This is a genomic window from Blautia sp. MSK17_66 (assembly GCF_020538025.1).
Classification (GTDB): domain Bacteria; phylum Bacillota; class Clostridia; order Lachnospirales; family Lachnospiraceae; genus Blautia_A.
On sequence record NZ_JAJBNQ010000025.1, the window covers coordinates 1 to 21,906 of the forward strand.

Genomic DNA, 21,906 nt, shown 5'->3' on the forward strand with positions numbered 1-21,906 from the left:
TCTTTTGACAAGGAATGTGAACTGACAAATGCTCATTTTCACAAAAATAAGAAACATGAAGATATCAAAAGTCACCACTACATTATCAGCTACGATCCAGCCGATGTTACAGAAAACGGTCTTACCGGAGAGAGAGCACAGGCAATCAGTTTGGACCTTGCAAAGCAGATGTTTCCCGGATATCAGGCACTGGTGGTTACGCATACTGATGGTCACAATGAATCCGGAAATATCCATACTCATATCGTCATCAACAGTGTATGCTTGATGACAGCGATATTTCCTTTGATGACCTGCTCATTCACATCATTCTTTGCAGAATTATACTCAATCGTATAAAGCTCTGGCTCCGCCCCTACATGGTGGATGGTTTCATCAAGCAGGTAGCCCTCGGACGGGCTGATTTCACGCACAGACCAGTCATTTCCGCATACATAATACTTGGTCGTGAACTGACCGTTTTCATCGGTGGTATAGGTGTCAATCAGTTCCTCGCCTTTGTAGATGCCGTAAATTGCACCTGCAAGGGAAGCATCGCCCTGCGGTGTGCTGCCTGTTTCCACATCGGTTTTAGTCACGGTCACGTTGAACTTTTTAAGGATGTTGGTGAAGCTGCGGTTTGTGACCTTGTTCCATTCAATCGGGGCGGTCTGGGAATCGGGAACGACATAGCGGACTGCCGTATCCACTTCCTCAAGCACATACGGGGTATCGCCGCTGATAAGGACATTCTCAAACTTTGCCACGCCCTTTGCATCGGTCACGGCATACTCATCCACCGCCAGACCGCTTAAAGATGTGCCGTAAAGGTGGAACTTCACGCCCTCCACCAGATTGTCCTCGGATGTTTTCACAACCTCAAGGCTGCCACGCTTCAAGGTGTTGCTGAACGTGACAGTAGAGGTCTTTCCACCGATAATCGTCACGGTCTGGGTCTGCTGCGGCTCATAGCGGTCAATACTCTGCTCTGTGACCGTATAAGTGCCAGGAAATAAGCCCTCCATGGTCAGATTACCATTGGCATCGGTTTTCACGGTCTTATTGAAGTTATCTCCTTTGATAGTGAACTGGATACCCTCAACCACACCGTCCTCGGAAGTCTTTTTAAGGGCAACCGTGCCTGTCGGCGTTTCGATGTTGATATACGCTGCCACGGTGTCGGCATTTTCCACGCCCGTCACAACATCCTGCAGGTTCGGGTCGCCATAGGCAATCATCTTTGCGCTGCTGCTGACTGTCGGCACGTTGTTCCTCGTTGCCGTGATACGGACAGAGCCGCTGACCGCCTTTTCCGATGTGATGGTCAGCTTGTTTCCAGACTTGGATACGGTCACGCTGCTGTCAGAGCTTGTAAAGGAATAGTCGGACAACACGCCGTTTGCATCGGTCAATGTGATGCTGTATTTCCCGTCTTTATAGGCAAGCTCTTTTGTAATTCCGTTCTTACTGCCCGACATAAAACTTGGGATGGTGTTATGCGCTGTCAGCAGGGAAACAATCTGGTCATAAGCCGCCCTTGCGCCGCTGTTCGCATAGTTGGAGCCAAAATGCAGGCTGTAAACCGTCGTACTTGTCTGCTTATAGGAGCCTGTGGCTTCACGGCAGCCTGTGACGAACTCCCATACAAGGGTCTGTGTGGCAAGCCACTTCTCATCGTCCGTGCCAGACAAGCCGCTGCTGTTTCCTTGATACCCATAGAGCAGGGCAAGCCCTACCGCCTTTTTCTGGTTAGAAGAAAGGGCGTTCCATGTGTCGGAAGATGCCTTTGCCAGAGTGTCACCTGTTTTCAAGGGGACACCGGGCTGGATACAGAACGCCGTTTCCCCGTCCACATACATACGGTACTTGTAATTTCCCGTGCCGCCCGAAGTATAACCGTTAATGACAGCACTGGAATTGTACCTCATGGCGTTCCCGTTGCTGTCATAGGTGTGGGTAAAGGAAATCGTACCAATATCTCCTGCTGCAAACGCTGTTGTCGCAGGCATTACGGACAATGCCGTGACCGCCGCCAACGCAAGGGCAGCGGCTTTCTTGAATAATTTACGAATTTTCATCGTTACCTCCTGTTATTGTTTTGTGTTGCTTTGCCTTACTGACCGAAAAAAGCTGCCCCTTACGGACAGCTTAAAGTGTTTCTTTTCTCGGATAGTTACTGGCAGTATCAAGGGGGAGAGGTGTGGAGAGGGGGAAGCCGAAAAAAATGGCTATCCCCCAGAGGACAGACTTCTCCCTCGGTGTGTGGCTTACCTTTCGTGAGCCTTATTCCGCTGTAAATGGCGGTTGTAAAACTCCAACGCCTTTACAACAAAATCCGTTTCCTGTCCTCTGGGGATTGACTTCGGGATGAGCTTGGTTATCCGTTCATCACGGAAAGCAGGCTTTTCCCTCTGGTTAGGCTTTTCCTCCTCCATGATAGAGCTGATAACCTCGTCCGTCAGCTTTCCCTCCTGCATAAACTTCTTCATTTTGATAGCCTGTGCAAGTGATGGTGTAGCATCGTTGTAGCTCATGGCTTCAAGCAGGGTGTATTGCTGTTCCTCGGAGAGATAGGAAATCTCCACCGCAGGACGGAAAGCAATCTGCCTGTCGTCAACCATCTGCAAAATTTCTGGTACAAGCTCGGTTAAGCGGATATAGCGGAAAATCTGGTTTTTACTTTCTCCAACTTTCTCGGCAAGTTCGTCACTTGAAGTCGCAAACTCTAAATTATTTCCCACTGGGGAATAATTATCTTTGACGGGTCTGCCTGCTTGCCTCTTCATAGCTTCAAGCCGCATCTTATACGCATAGGCTTTCTCACTCGGCAGAATAACGGAGCGTTGCAGGTTGCTTTCCACCATGACAATAACCGCTTCGTCACGGGTCAGCTCCTTGACCTCACATTTCAGCGTTTCAAGCCCCGCAAGCTCACACGCCTTTTTCCGCCTGTGACCGCTGATAAGCTCATACCGCCCGTCCTCTTTGAGCCGAACTGTCGCAGGGGTCATTACACCGTTTCTTTTGATACTGTCAACAAGCTGTTCCATATCTTCATCCATTAAAACCTTGAATGGATGGTCTGGAAACTCGTCAATCTCTGAAATGGGAATGTCCCTAAGCTTGCTTAATGCTGCTTCCGCACGGCTTTCGTCCGTTTCAAAGAGGTCATCGTATGCGGTCAGCTCGATTTTGCTTCCTTTGCTTCTCGCCAATCTCTGCCACCTCCTTTGCAAACTGGTCATAAGCTGCGGCTACCTTTCCGCTTTTGTCATAGGCAAAAATGCTCTTGCCCTCTGCGGTTGCTTCCACCGCACGGATGGAATGGGGTATCTCGGCATCAAAGACTTTGATTTTCTGTCCGTATGCACTCTTTACCGTTGCTGTGATTTCCTTAGAAATGTTCGTGCGGGGCATTACCATCGTCATTAAGATACCGTCAATCCGCAGTTTGGGATTGATTTGCCGCTTGACCTTTGATACGGAGCGAAGCAAAAGCTCCAGACCTTTCGCAGAAAGATAATGGGGCTGTGTCGGGATAACCACGCTGTCAGCCACCGCCAATGCGTTAATCGTAATCATACCGAGGGATGGCATACAGTCGATAAGCACATAATCGTAATTCTTTTTGACCTCATTCACATAGGTTTTCAGAACACTCTCACGGCTCATGGCATTGATAAGCCTTACCTCAAGACCCGACAGCTCGATATTGGACGGGAGCAGGTCAACGCCCTCGCTGTGGTGGATAATCCCACCAGAAGCATCAAAGGATTTATCATCCATGATGTCCTGCATCACAGTAGAGATTGTAATGGGTATATCATCTGGTCGGTTATAGCCCAGAGCCATTGTGAGATTTGCCTGTGCATCGGCATCAATCAACAACACCTTAGAGCCTTGCTTTGCCAGACCCACACCGAGATTGACCGCTGTGGTCGTTTTTCCGACACCGCCTTTCTGGTTTGTCAGAGCAATCACTTTGCAATTTGACATAGGTGCGTCCTCCTTTCGCATAGATTTAGCCACTTTGTCAAGGTGGCTATGTAACAGTACCAGAGAACGCAAAAAAGCCGCTTACTCTTAACAATCAATAAGAATAAGCGGCTTCGTAATCTGCCTTAGATATATTCAATTTTCATTCTCTTGGTCGGTGCATTTATGACCTTAAAAATAAGCTCGTCAACACAATCCGTATATCTGCCCTGTTGTATAAGCTGATTTTTCAGCTCCACAAGGCTATGTAATAACAGGTTTCTTTCTTGGCTATCCACATATAGATGATTGGTCTTTTCTCTCATAAACGCCACCTCCTTGTCTTTGGCTCTATTATATAAGGAAGTGGTATGACACTCAAATGTGTAACCAAACAAGATTAAATAATCGCAGAAAAACTCTCTTTGAACGGGTAACTATCGCCTTTTAAATTAGCACGGTTTTTAGCAGGATTTTTCGGAAAATTAGCAGGAAGCCCGTTTTAATTAGCAAAATCCGAAAATTTCTTGCTAATCATTAGCAGGCTAATAGGTGACATCAATTAACAGTCCGATTCTTTTACAGCCAAATCCAATTAGCAGAAATCGGTCTTGCTAATCGCACTTTGCTACGAGTTCAAATCCTCTCGGAAAATAAGAAACGCCGAAAACCTTGAAAAATCAACGTTTTCGGCGGAGTTTTTGGCGTCGCTAAGAGGATTTGAACCTCCGACCTACCGCTTAGGAGGCGGTCGCTCTATCCAGCTGAGCTATAGCGACATCTGAAAAATCTATTAAATTGTACTTGTAATCTGAACTCTTGTCAATCGCCTTTTTTGCTTAGGTGTATGTTATAACACTTTCTTAGGAGGCGAGTGCTCTATCCAGCTGAGCTATGACGACACATGCCGCAAACCCTTGATTTTACTGGGTTTCTGGGATTTTCCCTTCGGCCATATATAAGATTATCAACTCTTTTTCGAGTTGTCAATCTACAGATTTTTTCGAGTTGGTAACATTAGAACGTTCCCCAATTTGGGGAATGCTTTGTTGTCACCATTAGCATTTTTCAGAATAGATTCGAACTGAAAGTTGTTTTTCAGTTTTTCCCTTTGGGGAATGCCTCGGCTTTCTCTTAGGAGGCGAGTGCTCTATCCAGCTGAGCTATGACGACATATGCCGCAAACCCTTGATTTTACTGGGTTTCTGGAATTTTTCCCTTCGGCCATATATAAGATTATCAACTCTTTTTCAAGTTGTCAATCTACAGATTTTTTCGAGTTGGTAACATTAGAACATTCCCCAATTTGGGGAATGCCTCGGCTTTCTCTTAGGAGGCGCTTGTTTTATCCGTTAAACTAACAGAACCAATATCTCATGAATGAAATTGTACTATATCTTTGCTGAAAAAACAAGTCCTTTATTTCAGCAACTTATAAATAAATTCGAAGAGGATTTTCCCTGGAACTCATAAGTTTTAAGAACCATGCTCCGCTTCGTATCAGATATGATCTACTTTTTACAGTTCATATCTGATACCTGTTTACGGAACATTTATGTCTTGTTTCAACTCACAGTCGGTAATTTCACAGAGTCTGACATGTCAGCAAACATGCTGACTGTGATTTGCCTCATGTCAGTGGGGAATACCGATTTCTCTCCGCCCGCCACTGCCGTTCATTTTCTTGTTTGCAATTCATCTCACCACCTATAGAGGTGGGAGAATCCTTGTTATATCTTGTTAAAATAGTAATTGCTTAATATCCTTTTCAGGGTCTGGGATATCTTCCTTTTTCTAGAAATGCAGTTGTCCCTGAAGCCAGATGTTTCCGCGGAAGCGCCTTCCGACAGCCGGTTCACCCAGAAGATCTTTTTTATTCATGCAGATATCAAATTGCATGTTATTGCTCTCTACGGTCATCTGAATCAGTTCCTCATTTGTCATCTCATTGCGAGTATGATGTATTTCCCGGATTTCTCCCAGAATTCCATACTGGTCACACTGAATTCCGTGAGGCATAAAGTATGAATCTACAATTGTAAAAATATCTTCGTTTACAATTCTATGGGAGATCATGGAGTACGTGTCCATATCTTCCATTGTAAGACTTTCCATTGCTTCTTCATCGCCATTTCTGGCTGCCTCGATCAGGGAACTACGATTCTTGCTGGTCTCCTGTTCTACTTTTACTGCTTCTTTATCTTTCAAAACAGGAAGCAGAATTCGTCCCTCATCTGCCAGACCGGATAAGGTCAGTGGTTTATTCAAAACATTATCTTTATGCTTCTCCAGCATATATTTTGCACCGTTCTGTAAGTAAAAAATCAGGGTAATTCCTATTCTCAGATCATCACAGGCACCCGCAAAAGCTTCTTTATCTGCATATCTCTCTACTGTCACCGGTTCATTTGTCGTAATCCCATTTCCTCTGAAGAAGGGATAATAATATTCCACGTGAAACCTGTTATCATCGTCGTACTGACCACAAACAGTAATTCCGCAGTCGTATCCATAGCATTTGGAGAATTCAGCAAAAGTACCATCCGGATGATCTTCTACCAGATTTTTCTCATCGTAGTTGCGTATAACATCCAGAATGATTTCTTTCATCTCGGTACGTTTCTTTATCTTGGAAAAACCGACCGCCTTTAAATAACTGTGCAAAAGTATACCTCCATTCCTTTATGCGCGGGTCTTTTTTTCAATTTTCTTCATACCGCCCATATATGGCTGCAGTGCTTCCGGAATATTTACAGATCCGTCAGCGTTCAGGTTATTTTCCAGGAATGCGATCAGCATTCTCGGAGGAGCTACTACGGTATTGTTCAGTGTATGTGCAAGATATTTCTTCCCATCTTTTCCATTTACACGGATTCTCAGACGACGTGCCTGTGCATCACCAAGGTTGGAGCAGCTTCCTACTTCGAAGTATTTCTTCTGTCTTGGAGACCATGCTTCTACATCAAGGGATTTTACTTTAAGGTCTGCCAGGTCACCGGAGCAGCATTCCAGTGTACGAACCGGAATATCCAGGGAACGGAACAGATCAACTGTATTCTGCCACAGTTTTTCAAACCACATCGGGCTTTCTTCCGGTTTGCAGACAACGATCATTTCCTGTTTTTCAAACTGATGGATACGATAAACGCCTCTTTCTTCCAGTCCGTGTGCACCTTTTTCTTTACGGAAGCATGGAGAGTAGCTTGTCAGTGTCTTTGGAAGTTCTTCTTCCGGAACGATCTGATCGATGAATTTACCAATCATGGAATGCTCACTTGTTCCGATCAGATACAGATCTTCGCCTTCAATCTTGTACATCATTGCATCCATCTCAGCAAAACTCATTACGCCTGTTACAACGTTGCTTCTGATCATGAAAGGAGGTACACAATAAGTAAATCCACGGTTGATCATAAAGTCACGGGCATATGAAATAACTGCGGAATGAAGTCTTGCAATATCTCCCATCAGATAGTAGAAGCCATTACCTGCAACACGTCTTGCGCTGTCCAGATCAATTCCGTCAAAGTTTTCCATAATCTCTGTATGGTATGGGATTTCATAATCCGGAACTACCGGCTCGCCGAATCTCTCGATTTCTACGTTTTCGCTGTCATCTTTTCCAATCGGTACGGACGGATCGATAATGTTTGGAATAACCATCATGTTTTTGAGAAGTTCTTCTTCTACTTCTTTTTCTCTTGCAGAAAGTTCATCAATTCTTGCACCGGATGCAGCAACCTGTTTCTTAACTTCTTCTGCTTCTTCGCGTTTTCCCTGTCCCATCAGAGCACCAATCTGTTTGGAGATTTTATTTCTTTCTGCTCTGAGAGCTTCTACTTCCTGTTTGATTTCTCGATTTTCTTTGTCTAATTCGATAACTTTATCTACCAGCTCCAGTTTGCTATCCTGGAATTTATTTCTGATATTCTGTTTTACTACTTCCGGGTTTTCTCTCACAAATTTAATATCTAACATTTTTCTCCTCCTGAAAATAAATGATTGATTATTTGTAACTGTTCAGTACCCTCACAGTTACGATTATTTTTCTTTTTTCTTTTCATTGACTTCACCAAGTCCAAAGTTTACTGCCTTACGGAGTGCCTCTACTTCTTCCTGACTGAGCATCACATAGGATTCACCTTTTACGATTTCTTTTAAATAAAGGAAGCAGTTATCGCGGCTGTGGACAGCATTGAGGATCACTCCTGTATTTTCTCTGTCCAGTAATGCCAGTGCAAAACTCAGTTTACCTCCAACATCATCAAATGCATCGTATTTTTCGACGCCATATTTACTGTAAAGCAGTTTGAAATGTTTTGCCAGAGTGCGTATTGCCTGTTCATGTTCTTCTTTTGTTTCATACAGATGATCGATCTGTGCGAATTTTCGAACGAAGGTTTTCTCCAATGACTGTGCATCGCTTCCCTTCATAAACATTTTGTATTTTCGCTCCAGTCGGGTTAATCTCATGTTGCTGCTTATAGTTGTTCCGATCAGCACGAGAACTACAATAAGCAACACGATAATAACAATTCCAGGATCAATACCAATACTATCAAAAATTGTACTCATATAATACCCCTTTTATCTGATAGATTCAAATAAATCTATGATTCTGTCCAGGTCATCCCTTGAATAGTATTCAATTTCTATCTTTCCCTTATTGTTCTTCTTTCTGTGAATAAATACTCTCGTTCCTGTGATGTTCTTCATTTTTTCTTCGAGTTTCTCGTAGATTGCATCCTCTGCTGAATTACCTGTCCCGGTTTCTTTTTTCTTTGATGGATTCAGGATGGTTTTTACCAGTTTTTCTGTCTCTCTTACGCTGAGTTTTTCATCAAAGATCCGCATTGCCACAGAATACTGCTTTTCAGCATCTGAAATTCCAAGAAGTGCACGGGCATGTCCTGCTGAAATCATCTCATCTACCATCATCTGCTGTACTCTTGCATCCAGCTTCAAAAGGCGAAGAGAGTTTGTTACAGCGGTTCTGCTCCTGGATACTCTCTCTGCGATCTCATCCTGTTTCAGTTTAAATTCATCGATCAGGCGTCTGTATGCCATTGCCTCTTCAACAGGATTCAGGTCTTCTCTCTGAATGTTCTCTATCAGTGATATTTCTACGATTTCCTGAGCGGAAAATTCTTTGATCACTACTGGAATCTCTTTCAGACCTGCCATCTTCGCTGCCCGCCATCTTCTTTCACCGGCAACGATTTCATAATAATCTTTCTTGTCAGATACGAGCAGGGGCTGCAAAACTCCGTACAGCTTGATTGATTCAGACAGTTCAAGGAGTGCATCTTCGTCAAATTTCTTGCGTGGCTGTTCACGATTTGGCTCTACTTTTGAAATCTTGACAAGTGTTTCACCTTTTACGGTCGGTTCGGTTTCTGTTGTCTTTTCTCTTACGGTATTCGTCTTTGCTCTGGAGTTTCTTACCGTTTTGGGCTTTTCCTGTGAAGTCTTTTCCGGAAAGAAAGCATCCAGACCTCTTCCAAGTCCTGATTTTTTTCCTGCCATTATTTATCCTCCCTGTTGATCACTTCTTCAGCCAGAAGGCGATATGCTTCTGCTCCGGCTGATCTTGAATCGTACAGATTGATAGGTTGTCCGTAACTCGGAGCTTCTGCAAGTCTGACATTTCTTGGAATAATGGTTTTGTAAATATTCTGCTCGAGATTGTCCTTAACGTTTTCAACCACCTGCAATGACAGATTGGTTCTTGCATCGTACATAGTAAATACTACACCTTCCATCACAAGCTTCTTATTTAATCTGTCTTTTACAAGGTCGATTGTATGTATTAACTGTGAGAGTCCCTCCAGTGCATAGTATTCACACTGAATCGGTACAAGAACTGATGTTGCTGCTGTCAGAGCATTGATCGTCAGCATGTTTAATGACGGTGGGCAATCCATGATGATGTAATCGTATTTTCTTCTGAGCTTTTCTGTTATTTTTCTCAGAATATACTCTTTATCATCCATGTTGATCAGTTCAATTTCTGCACCGGATAAATTTATATTGGATGGAATTAAATCCAGGTTTTCTACCACATCTTTTACAATTGTTTTTTTGACATCGGCCTCTCCAAGAAGCAGTTCATACAGAGTATTTTCTACACCATTTTTGTCTACGCCCAATCCGCTGGTTGTATTTCCCTGTGGGTCAATATCAATTGCCAGAACCTTTTTCCCTTTTTCGGCAAGGCATGCAGAAAGATTGATTGCAGTTGTGGACTTTCCAACTCCGCCTTTCTGGTTGGCTACTGCTATAATTCTTCCCAAAGTTCATCCTCCTTTCAAAATCATTCGCGACTAATCAATTATAGCACTTTTATCATTATTGTTCCACACAATGTTTCACGTGAAACATTAAAAATTTAGGAAAATTTTTACAAGCATATATTTCTATAGCAGCTGTTCTGTCTTATAGCACTTATAAAATGTTTCACGTGAAACATAATGTGAAACACATTAATCGTTTTTAGTTTACATAATATATATTTGTCAGGAGATTCTCATTTTTTGTCTTTTCTACAAACACATTTGTTTTTTACTGTTCTTTTCTCTGATACCTGATATTCTCTTTTATCTTTCTATTTTTCCCTCTATCTGCTTCATCGCACTATTTTTTCCCTGTATTCGGACCCTGGCTGGCACTTTTTCCACATAATTGTATATTTTTTTTATAATTATTCACCTGTGTTGATAATAAAATACCGCTACCTGAGTTCTGTCCCTTAATTGCAGTTTATCCAATATGGTACTCAGATAATTTCTGATAGTTCCTTCACTCAAAAACAGCTCTGCCGCAATTTCTCTGTTGCTGTATCCATCTGCGATCAACCGGATAATCTCCTGTTCTCGTTCATTGATTCCATAACTGCTGTAATCGAACTTTTCTTCCTTCCTGATCAGCTCTGGTATCTTAGATACGATTTCTTTCCCAAAAACCGTCTGTCCGGAGTTTACTGCCTGCAGTGCTGGAAGAATACTGGCATAATCCTGCTTCAGAAGATATCCTTTTGCCCCTAATCGAAGTGCTCTTACTATATATTCATCATCCAGAAATGTCGTCAAAAGCAGGATTTTTGCCTCTGGACATTCCTGCAGGATGTGTTCAGAAGCCTCCAATCCATTCATTCCTTTCATCCGAATATCCATCAGCAGTACATCCGGGCAATACTGTCTGTACAGTCTGCACGCATCTTCTCCATCAATTCCAGTTGCAATCACCTCAACATCCCCATTGATCTGCAAGATCGTCTTCAACGCTTCTGTCACCAGACAATCATCATCTACAATTACTATCTTCATCTTAATTTTTCCCTCATTTTTACTGTTCTAGTCCTGTTGTTTTGGAATTGCGGCAAATATTCGAAATCCATTTTCCCCATTGATCTGCAAGGTTCCTCCAAGCGAGGTTACCCGTTCCTGCATGTTTTTTAATCCTATGCCTTCGCTGTCTGCTTCCTTTTCTGAATATCCTTTTCCATTATCTTCGATGCAAAGCTGATACAATGCCGGATGCTCTCTAAGTACTATTTTTACGGCTGTTGCATTACTATGTTTTATAACATTCGACAGTGCTTCTTTTATAATGGCCACAAAGCAGTATTTGATGTTATTGGGTATTATTTCGGACATATCATATTCCACCGTGCAATTTTCAAAGTCCTTTGTAAGTCCCTCTATTATCTCTCTGAGATTTTCAGATGTATCATGAAGATTATGTACGCTTGAGCGTATACTGTTCATAGCAGAATTAAGAGATGTATCCAGTCCTTCCAGCAGACTTTCCATATTTTTGTCCCGATTTACGGTCTTTGCCGCACCGGTTAATAAGATAGTCCTTGAAAGCAAATGTCCTACATTATCATGGATTTCGCGGGCAATTCGGTTTCTCTCACGAAGTGTTGCCGCATAAATTTCATAATTTTGTTTTTCCTGCAATGCTTTATTTTTTTCTGCAAGAAGCAGGGTACGTTCTTCGCTGTCATCTTTTATTCTTCTTATTTCAAAGTACATTTTATCGCACTTTATTGCATCAGTCGCTAATATCCACGCTAAAGCCTCTATAATCAGTAATATAGTTGTCATTATTGGCAAAGATGTATCATTTTTTATCAGTATTATTGTTCCCAGAACCCCTCCTGAAAGTGTCGTCACCGTCTCCTGTTCTCTTACGAGAATATAGATCAATACGGGACAGAACAATCTTATTTCCGGCATTACAAAAAATGATACCGCAAATATACTCCATAATAAGATTTTGGTGTATTTCCTGTCAAAGAAGTAACTGCCACATATTAATATCACTGTCTCCAACATTGCCAGTATCAGCCCTCTGTTCAGGCCGAGTGTACATAATGGCAGGATTCCTCCCAGAAAAAGTATTCCTGTATCTCGAAAATACCTCATCACTCAATTCCTCACTATTTTATTGATACTGCTGCAAACAATCACGTAAAAACATCTCTGTTCAGAATCATTATAATATATTCCCCTGCTACATACAAAGTGACAAATGTCACGTCTCTTTGGTGACATCACGCACTTGGTATTCTTTCTGATTTCTTTTATAATGATTTTATAACCTCAAATTATATGAAACCGGAGGAACTATTATGATTCATATAGAAAATCTTGTAAAACGCTATGGCGATCTGGTTGCTCTGAACCATCTCAGTCTGGATATCAAAGAAGGAGAGATCTTCGGTCTTCTTGGTCCGAACGGTTCCGGCAAAACAACTGCGATCAACTGTCTCCTTTCTCTGCTGAAATATGATAAGGGCGACATCGAGATCTTCGGACAGAAAATGACGCCTGACAACTACGAAGTCAAGCAGCAGATTGGTATCGTACTGCAGAATGTAGCGGTTTTTGATGAGCTGACTGTATCTGAAAATATCGATTATTTCTGCGGTCTGTACATACATGACAAAAATCGGCGAAAGGAACTTGTCGAAGAAGCCATCCGGTTTGTCGGACTGGAGGACTACCGCAAAACACGACCTCAAAAGCTTTCCGGCGGTCTTCTCAGAAGGCTCAATATTGCCTGTGGAATCGCTCACAAACCACGGCTTATCATCCTCGATGAGCCTACTGTCGCCGTAGATCCGCAAAGCCGCAATAAAATCCTGGAGGGCATTCAGGAATTAAACCGCCAGGGTTCCACGATCATCTACACTTCACACTATATGGAAGAGGTCGAACAGATCTGTACACGAATCGCGATCATGGATCACGGACGCGTCATCGCATCCGGAACCACTGAAGAATTAAAGAAAATGATCAAAACCGGCGAAACGATCACCGTCGAAGCTCTTCTTCTGACCGAAAAGCAACTTCAGGATATCCGAAATCTTCCCCATGTATTTGATGTACATTATGAAGATCAGATCCTCACTCTTCGCTGCACCGGTGCACAGCATAACCTGATCCGGATTCTGAATTACCTCCAGAGCCAGAATCTCACATTTGGCAGGGTTTTCTCTGAACTTCCTACACTGAATGATGTATTTCTTGAAATAACGGGAAAACAGCTTCGTGATTGATGTATAATTATGCATTATTATGTATATTTTTAAGAAAGGATCTTTTCTATGCTGCATTTAATAAAATATAATCTTCTGATCAAGCTGCGAAATTTTAATATGGTCTTCTGGCCGCTTGTTTTTCCGCTGATCATGGCTACTTTTTTCTTTTTTGCCTTTGGAAATCTGAATGATGCGGACTTTGAAACCGTGCAGGTCGCGCTTGTAAAAGAGTCTGCTAATCCTGTATTTGTTTTTTTCCTTGATCAGGTTCAAAGCGGAGATTCTGAACTGATCGCTCTTCATGAAATGAGTGAAAAGGATGCGCTTGACGCATTAAGTCAGAAAAAGATCTCCGGCATCTACTATGAACAGGCTATCCCAGGCCTTACACTCAATGGACAGGGAATTCCTGAGAGCATTCTACAATCCGTCCTGGAAAGTTATGAAAACAATCTGCATACGCTGCAGACCATCCTGAAAAAACATCCTTCCGGACTTCTCTCCGCTCTCCGGCAGATGTCAGATACAAAAGACCTTGTCCGGGAAGTCTCTCTCGGCGGCAAAACAATAGATGGGAATTCGCAGTTTTTTTACGCTCTGGTCGCAATGGGATGTCTTTATGGATGTTTTATCGGCTTTGGCTCTGCGATCACTTTACAGGCCAATTTAACGGCTCTGGCGGCACGTCGCTGCATCACGCCTACCCACAAGCTGAAACTGATCCTTTCAGAACAGATTGCCTCTTTTCTGCTGGGGTACGCAGATGTGATCGTTCTGCTTCTGTATCTGCGAAATATCCTGAACCTGGATTTTCAGGGACAGTTCGGCAAAATGTTGATTATTTCTCTGTTCGGAAGCCTGATCGGTGTATCTATAGGATTGTTTATCGGAAGTCTTAGCAGACTGAATGAAAGCATCAAGATCGGAATCATGCTCGCAATCTCCATGTCCTGCTGTTTTTTGTCAGGACTTATGAACGGCTCTATGAAAGACACTGTAGAAAAACACGCTCCGATCATCAACAGGTTCAATCCTGCTGCACTGATCTCCGATGCTCTTTACTGTATTAATGTATATGACGATGCCTCACGCTATTACAGAAATCTGATCACACTAATCGTCATGAGTGCCGCGCTCGTTCTTGCTTCATTCTTGCTTATCCGGAGGGAACGTTATGACAGTATTTAAAGGATACTTAAAAATTTTAAAGAAAAATCTCGGAATGCTTCTGATATATCTGGTGATCTTTTTTGCAATTGCCATCGCACTTCAGGCTTCTGCCCGCAAAGAGCATCTCGGTACTTTTGAAAAAACACGGATCAATGTTGCCGTCGCAGACAGGGATCAGAGCGAACTTTCCCGGGGTCTTATCAGATACCTCAGTACTATCCACAATGTATCTGAAATCTCCAGTGAACCATCCGTTATGCAGGAGGAGCTTTTTTACAGAAATACATCTTATATCGTGCAGATCCCGGAGAATTTTTACCAGACATGTATTGAAGAGGAAGAACCTCTCTCCGTCACCAAAGTCCCTGGTTCTTATACCTCTTTTTACGTAGATCAGCAGATCAGTACATGGATCAATTCCATACGTACTTATACAGCCGCAGGTTTTTCCCTTAAGGAAGCCATGGATGCATCCATGGAATTGCCTGCCTCGGAAGTAACTATGTACAAAGGTACGGAAAATAATCTTGAAACACCACCTTATATTTACTATTTCCGCTATGTTCCTTATCTGTTTCTTGCTGTGCTCAGTTATTCCATGGGGTATGTTCTCCTGGCTTTTCAGAAAGAAGATATCCTGAAACGAATGCGCGCCTCAGCAGTCTCGCTGCGTCGTCAAAATATGGAAGGACTGCTCGCAATGTTTATGCTCGGAGCTGTACTCTGGCTGATCTCAGTCGCAGGTGTCTGTGTCCTTTTTGGTAAGGAGTTCCTTACTTCTCCTCTGATTGGATACTATGTTCTGAATACGGCACTGATGCTTGGTATTGCCCTTTCACTCTCCTATCTTGTGGGGATTTTTGTCAAAAACAGCAATATGCTGAATGGAATCTCCAACCTGCTTTCACTGGGAATGTGCTTTCTGTGCGGAACATTTGTCCCGATGAGTATTATGAACAAAAGCGTCCTTAAGATTGCTCAGTTTCTGCCGGTCTACTGGTATGAATCTATAAATGAAACACTTGCACAATACAAAACCCTGCCCGTACCTGTTGCAGAAGAAATCTGGAAATCCATGGGAATCGAAGCTATGTTTATTGCTGCCTTTGTGTTTATGATTCTGGCGATTTCGAAGTATAAACAGCAGAGCTGATATTTTCTCCTCAATTGAAAGAAAGCCCCGTGGCCGGCTGAACTTGTTTATCAACTGTTCAGTCAGCTACAGGGCTTGTGCATTAAAAGAAAATTCCAACCTGTTCCAGAAAATGTTCCGGATCCTCTACCTGTGGAAAATGTTTTGTTTCGTTAAGAGTAACTGTTTCCACAGACGGGTTAATATTCTGATAAGCTTCTACTGTCGCTTCTCCATTGTTCTCTGCTTCACCCTCTACAATATAAAGACTGTTATCAATCTCTTTCAGTGCACGGGTGATATCGATATCCATGTATTTTGATATTTTGTTTGCATATACATTCTTTGCATAACATCCGCCTTTGTGGGCAGCCTCATAATAAGCGTCCTGAAGATCGCGAAGCGGGTGGAATGGATCAAAGGCAAAGTTCTCAATAAACTCGTTATTGATCGCGGCTCTGGACACAACCATATGGTAAACCAGAGTACCAAATACCGGAACTTCCAGACACTTGCGGAAAATTTTATCTTTCTTTGTCGGCATCTGTTTCAGGACTCCCGGACTGACCGGATTGATCATCATGATCTTGTTGAACAGTTTTTCTTCATTGCGGCATGCCATAATAACAAAGGATCCTGAATAACCGCTGACGATCACATCGGTTTTCTCTCCGATCACATTTTTGATGAAATCGCAGATGCTCTGAACATATACATAATTTGTGTAAGTCATACCTGGTTTCTCGGAACGTCCACATCCTGGAAGGTCTATATTATACACGGTATGCTCCAATGCAAGATCATCCTCTATCCTGCTCCATTCATATCCGGAACCGCCTGGAAGCATATCATGGATCAGAAGGATCGGGCTTCCTTTGCCTTTTCTTGTATAATAGATATCACCAAAACGCCAATGGTAATAATTTTTGCCATTTGTATCAAGCATTTCCTTCAGACCTGCTGATGCCGCAACCACTTTGTTTGCAATGTGGATGATAGCTGTTGTCGTTGTTGCCAGTGCTGCGAGAGTTATCAGTCGTTTACCGTGTCTATTCATGTTTTACCTCCCTTTTCATGTCTGAGTAGCCTTATTATACGACAAACAAAAAGGTTTTACAATCTATAACAGACAAAGAAGTTTCTGTACATCTTCCATTCTGGTTGCCCAGCTTGTGGCAAATCTGACTGCTGTATGAGAAGCATCTGTTTTTTCCCAGAAGCTGAACTGCACATCCTTTCGAAGTTCCTCCAACCGTGTATCCTCAAGGATAATAAACTGCTGATTTGTTGGAGACTCCAAAAGAAATCTATATCCTTTTTCCTGTAGACCTTTTTTCAGAACTGCTGCCGTTTCGATCGCGTTTCTGCCGATTTCTTTATAAAGCTCATCGGTAAAAAGTGCATCAAACTGCACTCCCACAAGCCTTCCTTTGGCAAGCAGTGCTCCATGCTGCTTTACTCTTGTAAGAAAATGCTTCGGCATGCTGTCTCCCGTGAATACAACTGCCTCACCGCAGAGTGCGCCTGCCTTGGTCCCACCAATATAAAATACATCGCAGAGTTCTGCAATATCCTGTAATGTCACATCTGTTTCTGCCGCGGCAATTCCATAGATCAGTCTTGCACCGTCAAGGTACAGGGGCATTTTGTATTCTCTGCATACGGCTGACAACTCTTCCAGTTCTTTTCTGGAATACAGAGTTCCATACTCTGTCGGATGAGAAATATAGACCATCCCCGGGAAAACCATATGCTCGTGATTCTCATCTCCATAAAATCTCTCTGCCAGTTTCTGAAGATCTGCTGCACAGATCTTGCCATCCTTCTGTGGAAGCTCCAGAACTTTATGTCCGGTAAATTCGATTGCACCGGCCTCATGTGTACTGACATGTCCTGTCTGAGCCGCTACAACGCCCTCATATGGCTGCAGAAGTGTGTCAATGACAATCTGATTGGTCTGTGTTCCTCCTGTCAGCAGAAAGACTTCTGCGTCCTCACAGCCGCAGGCCTTCTTAATCTTCTCCTTGGCTGACTCGCAGTAGTGATCCATGCCATAACCGGCAAGCTGCTCCATATTGGTGTCAATCAGGTGCTGAAGAACTTTTTCGTGGGCACCCTCTGAATAATCATTTATAAAATATAACATTTCCTGTTCCTTTCTTATGTAGACTCAAGTTTATTTTATCACTGCACACGCTTTTATGCTACCAGTAAACACAATATTCTCTATTGTATAATCATGAAAAAAAAGATACAATACAGTTATCAATATCAAGGAGGAATAAAATCTATGAAAAAGAAATTTTCCAGAAAATTATTTGCAGTTCTTATTGCAGTCTGTATGATGGTTCTTTGTATTCCGGTCACTTCACAGGCTGCAGTCAGGGTTTCTGCTCCCCGGTTAAAGAGTGCCCAAAATACCAGCAGCGGAATATCTCTCAACTGGACACGGATTTCAAATGCTTCTGGCTATGTAATCTATCGAAACAATAAATATATTGCCGGTGTAAAGGGAAACAAAAGTCTCGCTTACCGGGACAAAAAAGCCAAAGCAGGTGCCCGCTATACCTATTCTGTGAAGGCTTTTCGTCAGTATGGTAAAAAACGGATTTACAGCAAAGCCAGCAATTGCCTTAACTGTGTCAGAAGAGCAGTTTCCAACAATGGTCTAAAGGCACCAGTTCAGACAGGCGTACGTTTCTGGAAAAATCTCAGTGCCACCGGAGCGAATGGAGTAACTTACGGAACCACCTGGAACAAAATCAGAGGAGCTCACGGATATCAGGTGCAGATTCGCGGATATGAATATGGAAATGTCCTTACCTATTCAAAATTTACAAAGCAGACAAAATTTGGTGAAAGTTTTTCTTCTTTTGATAAAATCGGAATGAGAATAAGAGCCTACAAACTGGTAGGCAAAAAGAAAGTATATGGTCCTTTCAGTAAATGGTCCTTTAGTAAAGTTTATTAAGCACCCACGCAAAACCAGCCCGGATCGATAAATTGCTATCGATCCGGGCTGGTTTTTATTCGTTACTGTGAACAGTTCCTTTTATTCTTCTGAGGCTGTTTCTTTATCTTTTCCCATCACATCCTGATATGCCTCATCCATATCACGGACATTCATTTTATTTACCAGATAGACCTTATCTCCGACAACTGCTGCATAGAAGTTGGTATCGTATTCGTAGTATTCTGCGGTTATTTCATTATCGTCTGTATCTTTAAATACGAAGGTATATGCAGGATCATCTTCCGGAGTATAGTCTTCGGTAAGACGCTGCTGGGCAGTCATATTGATGAGTTTATTGTAGAAGGTCGTAAATGTTGTTTCATCCAGATCTGCGTCATCCAGTTTATAGGTAACGGTTGTGGTTTCCTCTGCATCTTCATCATCGCTGTCTTTGGTCGTTTCTCTTGTTACTGTTACTTTATGATCACCGTCCGGAGTTTTTATTTCCAGGGAATCCAGATTGTTTACAGAAAGATAATTCACAGATAAACTGTAAAAATCAGAGGCTGTGCTGTCCAGGATATCTGTCAGGGAATCTTCTGTGATCGTGTATACTTCTTTGCTGTCATCTACTTTTACGTAACGGTCACTTCCAGTCTCATTACCCACACAGATGGTGATTTCTTTCTCAACAGTCTTAGTCTCTGCTTCCTCGGAATCATCCTCTGTGTCAGAAGAATCTTTCTTTGCATCGCTGTCTGCTGAGCTTTCATCTTCGGAATCTGTATTGGTTTCATTTGTAGTTTCTGATGTATCTTCAGAATCATCTTCTACGGTTTCTTCTTCCGTATATTTCGCTGTGATCACTGCATACGGATCATCAAATCCATATTTGGAATCATCTGTGCAGTTATAATCCACAAAGCTGTCATATGCCAGTGAACCGATTGCTGATGTCACCGTTCCGGCCTTATCGGTATCTGCTTTTTCGGATGTCTTTCCGTCTGACACATTCCAGAAGAGATTATCCGGATCCTGGGTCAGTTCATAGCCATCTTCTTTATCAACTTTAACCTCTGTGATCGTTGAGGAAGTTACAGATGGGAATGTTCCGCTCTCTGCAAAGTCATACAGAGTTCCCATGAACGGCCCTACTGCGGAACTGTCTACCAGATATACCTTCTTATCGTCATCGCTTTTCCTGACATAATACTGGCTGGTAGATTCGTTTTCCATACCTATTTGAAGTACGGTATCTCCATCGTCTGTCGTAAGTGTAATCTCATTCTGCGGAGAATCCAGATCATATTCACTTAAATCTTCTACATCTGAGATTTCCTGTGCAGCAGAGAGGGATGCAACCCCTCCCACTGCAGTGTTTAACGTATCCTGATCTACCGGAAAATCAGCATCCCCTTTTTCTGACCAGGTGTCGTCTTTTTTGTCAAATTCCACCTTATCCTGTCCCGCTGTAAATGCAACGGAAGTTATGTTATCCGTATCCAGACTGGTCAGTTCAACACTTGTATCCTCTGCCTCGGATTCTTTTTTCTCCTGAGAGGAAACATAGGAATTCACTCCCACATAAGCACCGGATACCACACCAAGTACAACCACGGCAGAGACAAGTTTTACTGTTTTTTTCTTCATTATGCCTTTCTCCTTTTCAGCCATACTCCAAAGCCAATTACCAGGAATGCAAGTGGGATCAGTCCCATGATAACAATCTTCCAGAAGCTTGTATCATATGCTGTAAGGGTCAGATAGGAAACCTGGAGATCCTTTGCCGGAACAGAGATCGTAGAAGTCTCATCGGAACTGCACATCCAGCTTAAGGATTCCATGATCATCTGCTCATTTCCACCGGATACCATCTGATTGATCTGGCTGTCCATCAGGCTGGAAGAAGAATAATAAACAATCTGTGTTTCTTTATCATCATCCAGAGTTTCTGTGATGCTTACACCAAGATCAAATGGTCCCTCGATATCATCATCTGTTTTTTCAATGCTTCCACTGTTTACATCTACCTTGGAATATGCACTGTCTGATGTAGTAAGAAGGCTCTCTATCGTTACCGTATCTCTCACATCATCTGTTTTCTGGATACCCTGTGCTGTAGGCATCAGCACATAATATCCCTTGGAAGCAAAATCTGTAATCGCATCTGTACTGTTGACTGTAGGAACCAGGTAATATGGCATCTGTGCATAATGCTGTGAATCGCCCTCTACCACGACTCCCTCTGTTCTCTGTACTCCGTAATTTGCAAGTATGGCATCAAAGTTTGTCATGCCTTCTTCTGTATAATCAGAGAAGATCATTGCCTTTCCGCCATTCTCCAGATACTCAATGACCGCATCTTTTTCTGTTTCGGAAATATCGCTTGTCGGAGCATTGATCAGAAGGCAGGCCGCATCCTCCGGTACTTTCTCTTCTGTCAGAAGGTTCAGCGACTGAATATCGATGTTTGCCTTCTCGATATCTTCTTTTAATGTAGAATCAAGTTCTTTCTCACCGTGTCCGTCAAGCGTATACAGGATCGGAAGGTTTTCGGAGGTTACATAGGAGATCGCACTGTCAATCTGTCCTTCACCGTCAAATCCTGTTGTTGTATAGCTGTAGGTATTATAGTCCATGGAAGACTGATAAATAGTGTCGTAAGATACTACCTTGCTTCTGTCACCACATACAACGATCAGACTGTTTGCGGACACTTCATCATTCGTATACTGAGATGTAAACTTCGGATTTACAACCGGGTCTTTGGTCTCAACCTTGATGTGTGAAGATTCCTCTGCATATTTCTCCAGAAGCTTCTTTAAGGTTTCGTCCTCGGAACCACTCTGGACAACCTGATAGATCGTGATGTCCTTATCCAGTTTCTTAAGGTATGATTTCGTCTCATCACCGATGCTGTACAGCTTCTGTGAACTTACATCAAATTCTGTGTATTTGGATGGCAGAGATCCTACGATCATGTTGATCACGATCACGATCACAATAAAAATCGCACTGATCATAACGCTGTAGGAACCGTTTCTGAGATATTTTCCATTCGTGGATTCTCGGATCCTCTGTTTTAACGGCTTCTTTTCTTTCTTGTTCTGCCCGTCTTTTTTGTTAAACTTTTCCTTCAGTTTCATCTTC

Annotated in this window: 18 protein-coding genes, 1 tRNA gene and 2 pseudogenes; 5 read left to right on the forward strand and 16 right to left on the reverse strand. The window is 42.6% G+C overall.

The features are described 5' to 3' along the window. Nucleotides 1-261 (forward strand): annotated as a pseudogene (locus LIR34_RS13195) (relaxase/mobilization nuclease domain-containing protein); the annotation flags it as partial. Here the strand turns inward: LIR34_RS13195 and LIR34_RS13200 are convergent. From LIR34_RS13200 to LIR34_RS13255, 12 genes and pseudogenes are all read right to left on the reverse strand, one after another. Next, nucleotides 258-2,057 (reverse strand): annotated as a pseudogene (locus LIR34_RS13200) (SpaA isopeptide-forming pilin-related protein); the annotation flags it as partial. The pseudogenes LIR34_RS13195 and LIR34_RS13200 sit on opposite strands and share 4 nt — an antisense overlap. Nucleotides 2,058-2,246: 189 nt before the next feature. After that, on the reverse strand, nucleotides 2,247-3,194 hold the full coding sequence (locus LIR34_RS13205) for a ParB/RepB/Spo0J family partition protein (protein WP_173902988.1): 948 nt from the start codon (nucleotides 3,192-3,194) through the stop codon (nucleotides 2,247-2,249). Further along, nucleotides 3,148-3,975 carry a ParA family protein gene (locus LIR34_RS13210; RefSeq protein WP_173902989.1) on the reverse strand — a complete coding sequence of 276 codons (828 nt, stop codon included), beginning with the start codon at nucleotides 3,973-3,975 and terminating at the stop codon, nucleotides 3,148-3,150. The genes LIR34_RS13205 and LIR34_RS13210 overlap by 47 nt, the downstream gene beginning before the upstream one ends. Nucleotides 3,976-4,100: 125 nt before the next feature. Continuing rightward, on the reverse strand, nucleotides 4,101-4,280 hold the full coding sequence (locus tag LIR34_RS13215; protein WP_117961104.1) for a hypothetical protein: 180 nt from the start codon (nucleotides 4,278-4,280) through the stop codon (nucleotides 4,101-4,103). 376 nt (nucleotides 4,281-4,656) lie between these two features. Further along, nucleotides 4,657-4,733 (reverse strand) — tRNA-Arg (locus LIR34_RS13220). 1,015 nt (nucleotides 4,734-5,748) lie between these two features. Further along, complete coding sequence (locus tag LIR34_RS13225) at nucleotides 5,749-6,618, reverse strand: DUF3881 family protein (RefSeq protein ID WP_161285513.1); 870 nt, start codon at nucleotides 6,616-6,618, stop codon at nucleotides 5,749-5,751. Nucleotides 6,619-6,636: 18 nt separating this feature from the next. Beyond that, nucleotides 6,637-7,932, reverse strand: a complete 1,296-nt coding sequence (gene serS, locus LIR34_RS13230; protein ID WP_161285512.1) for a serine--tRNA ligase — start codon at nucleotides 7,930-7,932, stop codon at nucleotides 6,637-6,639. 63 nt (nucleotides 7,933-7,995) lie between these two features. After that, entirely contained in the window at nucleotides 7,996-8,529 is a 534-nt protein-coding gene (locus LIR34_RS13235; protein WP_161285511.1) for a DUF4446 family protein, read from the reverse strand. 12 nt (nucleotides 8,530-8,541) lie between these two features. Then, nucleotides 8,542-9,480 (reverse strand): ParB/RepB/Spo0J family partition protein, encoded by a 939-nt coding sequence (locus tag LIR34_RS13240; RefSeq protein ID WP_161285510.1) that lies wholly within the window; start codon nucleotides 9,478-9,480, stop codon nucleotides 8,542-8,544. Beyond that, nucleotides 9,480-10,247, reverse strand: coding sequence for a ParA family protein (locus LIR34_RS13245; RefSeq protein ID WP_161285509.1), 768 nt, complete (start codon nucleotides 10,245-10,247; stop codon nucleotides 9,480-9,482). Before LIR34_RS13245 ends, LIR34_RS13240 begins: the two co-directional genes overlap by 1 nt. 411 nt (nucleotides 10,248-10,658) lie before the next feature. After that, the gene (locus LIR34_RS13250) at nucleotides 10,659-11,279 is read right to left on the reverse strand and encodes a response regulator (RefSeq protein WP_161285508.1); all 621 of its coding nucleotides are present in this window, start codon (nucleotides 11,277-11,279) and stop codon (nucleotides 10,659-10,661) included. A gap of 27 nt (nucleotides 11,280-11,306) precedes the next feature. Further along, a complete protein-coding gene (locus tag LIR34_RS13255) occupies nucleotides 11,307-12,293 on the reverse strand; it encodes a sensor histidine kinase (protein WP_244092325.1) in 987 nt (328 codons plus the stop codon). 296 nt (nucleotides 12,294-12,589) lie between these two features. Here LIR34_RS13255 and LIR34_RS13260 point away from each other — a divergent pair, with 296 nt between their 5' ends. The 3 genes from LIR34_RS13260 to LIR34_RS13270 are packed head-to-tail and all read left to right on the forward strand — an operon-like array spanning nucleotide 12,590 to nucleotide 15,824. Continuing rightward, a complete protein-coding gene (locus LIR34_RS13260) occupies nucleotides 12,590-13,519 on the forward strand; it encodes an ABC transporter ATP-binding protein (RefSeq protein WP_161285506.1) in 930 nt (309 codons plus the stop codon). A gap of 48 nt (nucleotides 13,520-13,567) precedes the next feature. Then, a complete protein-coding gene (locus tag LIR34_RS13265; protein ID WP_161285505.1) occupies nucleotides 13,568-14,689 on the forward strand; it encodes an ABC transporter permease in 1,122 nt (373 codons plus the stop codon). Then, complete coding sequence (locus LIR34_RS13270; protein WP_161285504.1) at nucleotides 14,676-15,824, forward strand: ABC transporter permease; 1,149 nt, start codon at nucleotides 14,676-14,678, stop codon at nucleotides 15,822-15,824. The genes LIR34_RS13265 and LIR34_RS13270 overlap by 14 nt, the downstream gene beginning before the upstream one ends. Before the next feature lie 82 nt (nucleotides 15,825-15,906). On the opposite strand, the gene LIR34_RS13275 is transcribed toward LIR34_RS13270, so the two are convergent. Continuing rightward, nucleotides 15,907-16,860, reverse strand: a complete 954-nt coding sequence (locus LIR34_RS13275; RefSeq protein WP_161285503.1) for an alpha/beta fold hydrolase — start codon at nucleotides 16,858-16,860, stop codon at nucleotides 15,907-15,909. Between the two features lie 63 nt (nucleotides 16,861-16,923). Further along, nucleotides 16,924-17,949 (reverse strand): threonine aldolase family protein, encoded by a 1,026-nt coding sequence (locus tag LIR34_RS13280; protein ID WP_161285502.1) that lies wholly within the window; start codon nucleotides 17,947-17,949, stop codon nucleotides 16,924-16,926. Nucleotides 17,950-18,093: 144 nt separating this feature from the next. Between LIR34_RS13280 and LIR34_RS13285 the strand changes: the two genes are divergently transcribed. Beyond that, a complete protein-coding gene (locus LIR34_RS13285; RefSeq protein WP_161285501.1) occupies nucleotides 18,094-18,774 on the forward strand; it encodes a hypothetical protein in 681 nt (226 codons plus the stop codon). Between the two features lie 81 nt (nucleotides 18,775-18,855). On the opposite strand, the gene LIR34_RS13290 is transcribed toward LIR34_RS13285, so the two are convergent. Both LIR34_RS13290 and LIR34_RS13295 read right to left on the reverse strand, forming a co-directional pair. Beyond that, complete coding sequence (locus LIR34_RS13290) at nucleotides 18,856-20,406, reverse strand: DUF4340 domain-containing protein (RefSeq protein ID WP_161285500.1); 1,551 nt, start codon at nucleotides 20,404-20,406, stop codon at nucleotides 18,856-18,858. After that, nucleotides 20,406-21,902, reverse strand: coding sequence for a GldG family protein (locus tag LIR34_RS13295; RefSeq protein ID WP_173902991.1), 1,497 nt, complete (start codon nucleotides 21,900-21,902; stop codon nucleotides 20,406-20,408). The genes LIR34_RS13290 and LIR34_RS13295 overlap by 1 nt, the downstream gene beginning before the upstream one ends. Nucleotides 21,903-21,906: the final 4 nt, after the last annotated feature.

Bases quoted from the DNA above. Each gene is read 5' to 3' on its own strand.
- LIR34_RS13210 (WP_173902989.1), bottom strand. From the start codon at position 3,975: ATGTCAAATTGCAAAGTGATTGCTCTGACAAACCAGAAAGGCGGTGTC.
- LIR34_RS13215 (WP_117961104.1), bottom strand. From the start codon at position 4,280: ATGAGAGAAAAGACCAATCATCTATATGTGGATAGCCAAGAAAGAAAC.
- serS (WP_161285512.1), bottom strand. From the start codon at position 7,932: ATGTTAGATATTAAATTTGTGAGAGAAAACCCGGAAGTAGTAAAACAG.
- LIR34_RS13235 (WP_161285511.1), bottom strand. From the start codon at position 8,529: ATGAGTACAATTTTTGATAGTATTGGTATTGATCCTGGAATTGTTATT.
- LIR34_RS13240 (WP_161285510.1), bottom strand. From the start codon at position 9,480: ATGGCAGGAAAAAAATCAGGACTTGGAAGAGGTCTGGATGCTTTCTTT.
- LIR34_RS13250 (WP_161285508.1), bottom strand. From the start codon at position 11,279: ATGAAGATAGTAATTGTAGATGATGATTGTCTGGTGACAGAAGCGTTG.
- LIR34_RS13255 (WP_244092325.1), bottom strand. From the start codon at position 12,293: ATGTTGGAGACAGTGATATTAATATGTGGCAGTTACTTCTTTGACAGG.
- LIR34_RS13260 (WP_161285506.1), top strand. From the start codon at position 12,590: ATGATTCATATAGAAAATCTTGTAAAACGCTATGGCGATCTGGTTGCT.
- LIR34_RS13265 (WP_161285505.1), top strand. From the start codon at position 13,568: ATGCTGCATTTAATAAAATATAATCTTCTGATCAAGCTGCGAAATTTT.
- LIR34_RS13270 (WP_161285504.1), top strand. From the start codon at position 14,676: ATGACAGTATTTAAAGGATACTTAAAAATTTTAAAGAAAAATCTCGGA.
- LIR34_RS13275 (WP_161285503.1), bottom strand. From the start codon at position 16,860: ATGAATAGACACGGTAAACGACTGATAACTCTCGCAGCACTGGCAACA.
- LIR34_RS13280 (WP_161285502.1), bottom strand. From the start codon at position 17,949: ATGTTATATTTTATAAATGATTATTCAGAGGGTGCCCACGAAAAAGTT.
- LIR34_RS13285 (WP_161285501.1), top strand. From the start codon at position 18,094: ATGAAAAAGAAATTTTCCAGAAAATTATTTGCAGTTCTTATTGCAGTC.
- LIR34_RS13290 (WP_161285500.1), bottom strand. From the start codon at position 20,406: ATGAAGAAAAAAACAGTAAAACTTGTCTCTGCCGTGGTTGTACTTGGT.
- LIR34_RS13295 (WP_173902991.1), bottom strand. From the start codon at position 21,902: ATGAAACTGAAGGAAAAGTTTAACAAAAAAGACGGGCAGAACAAGAAA.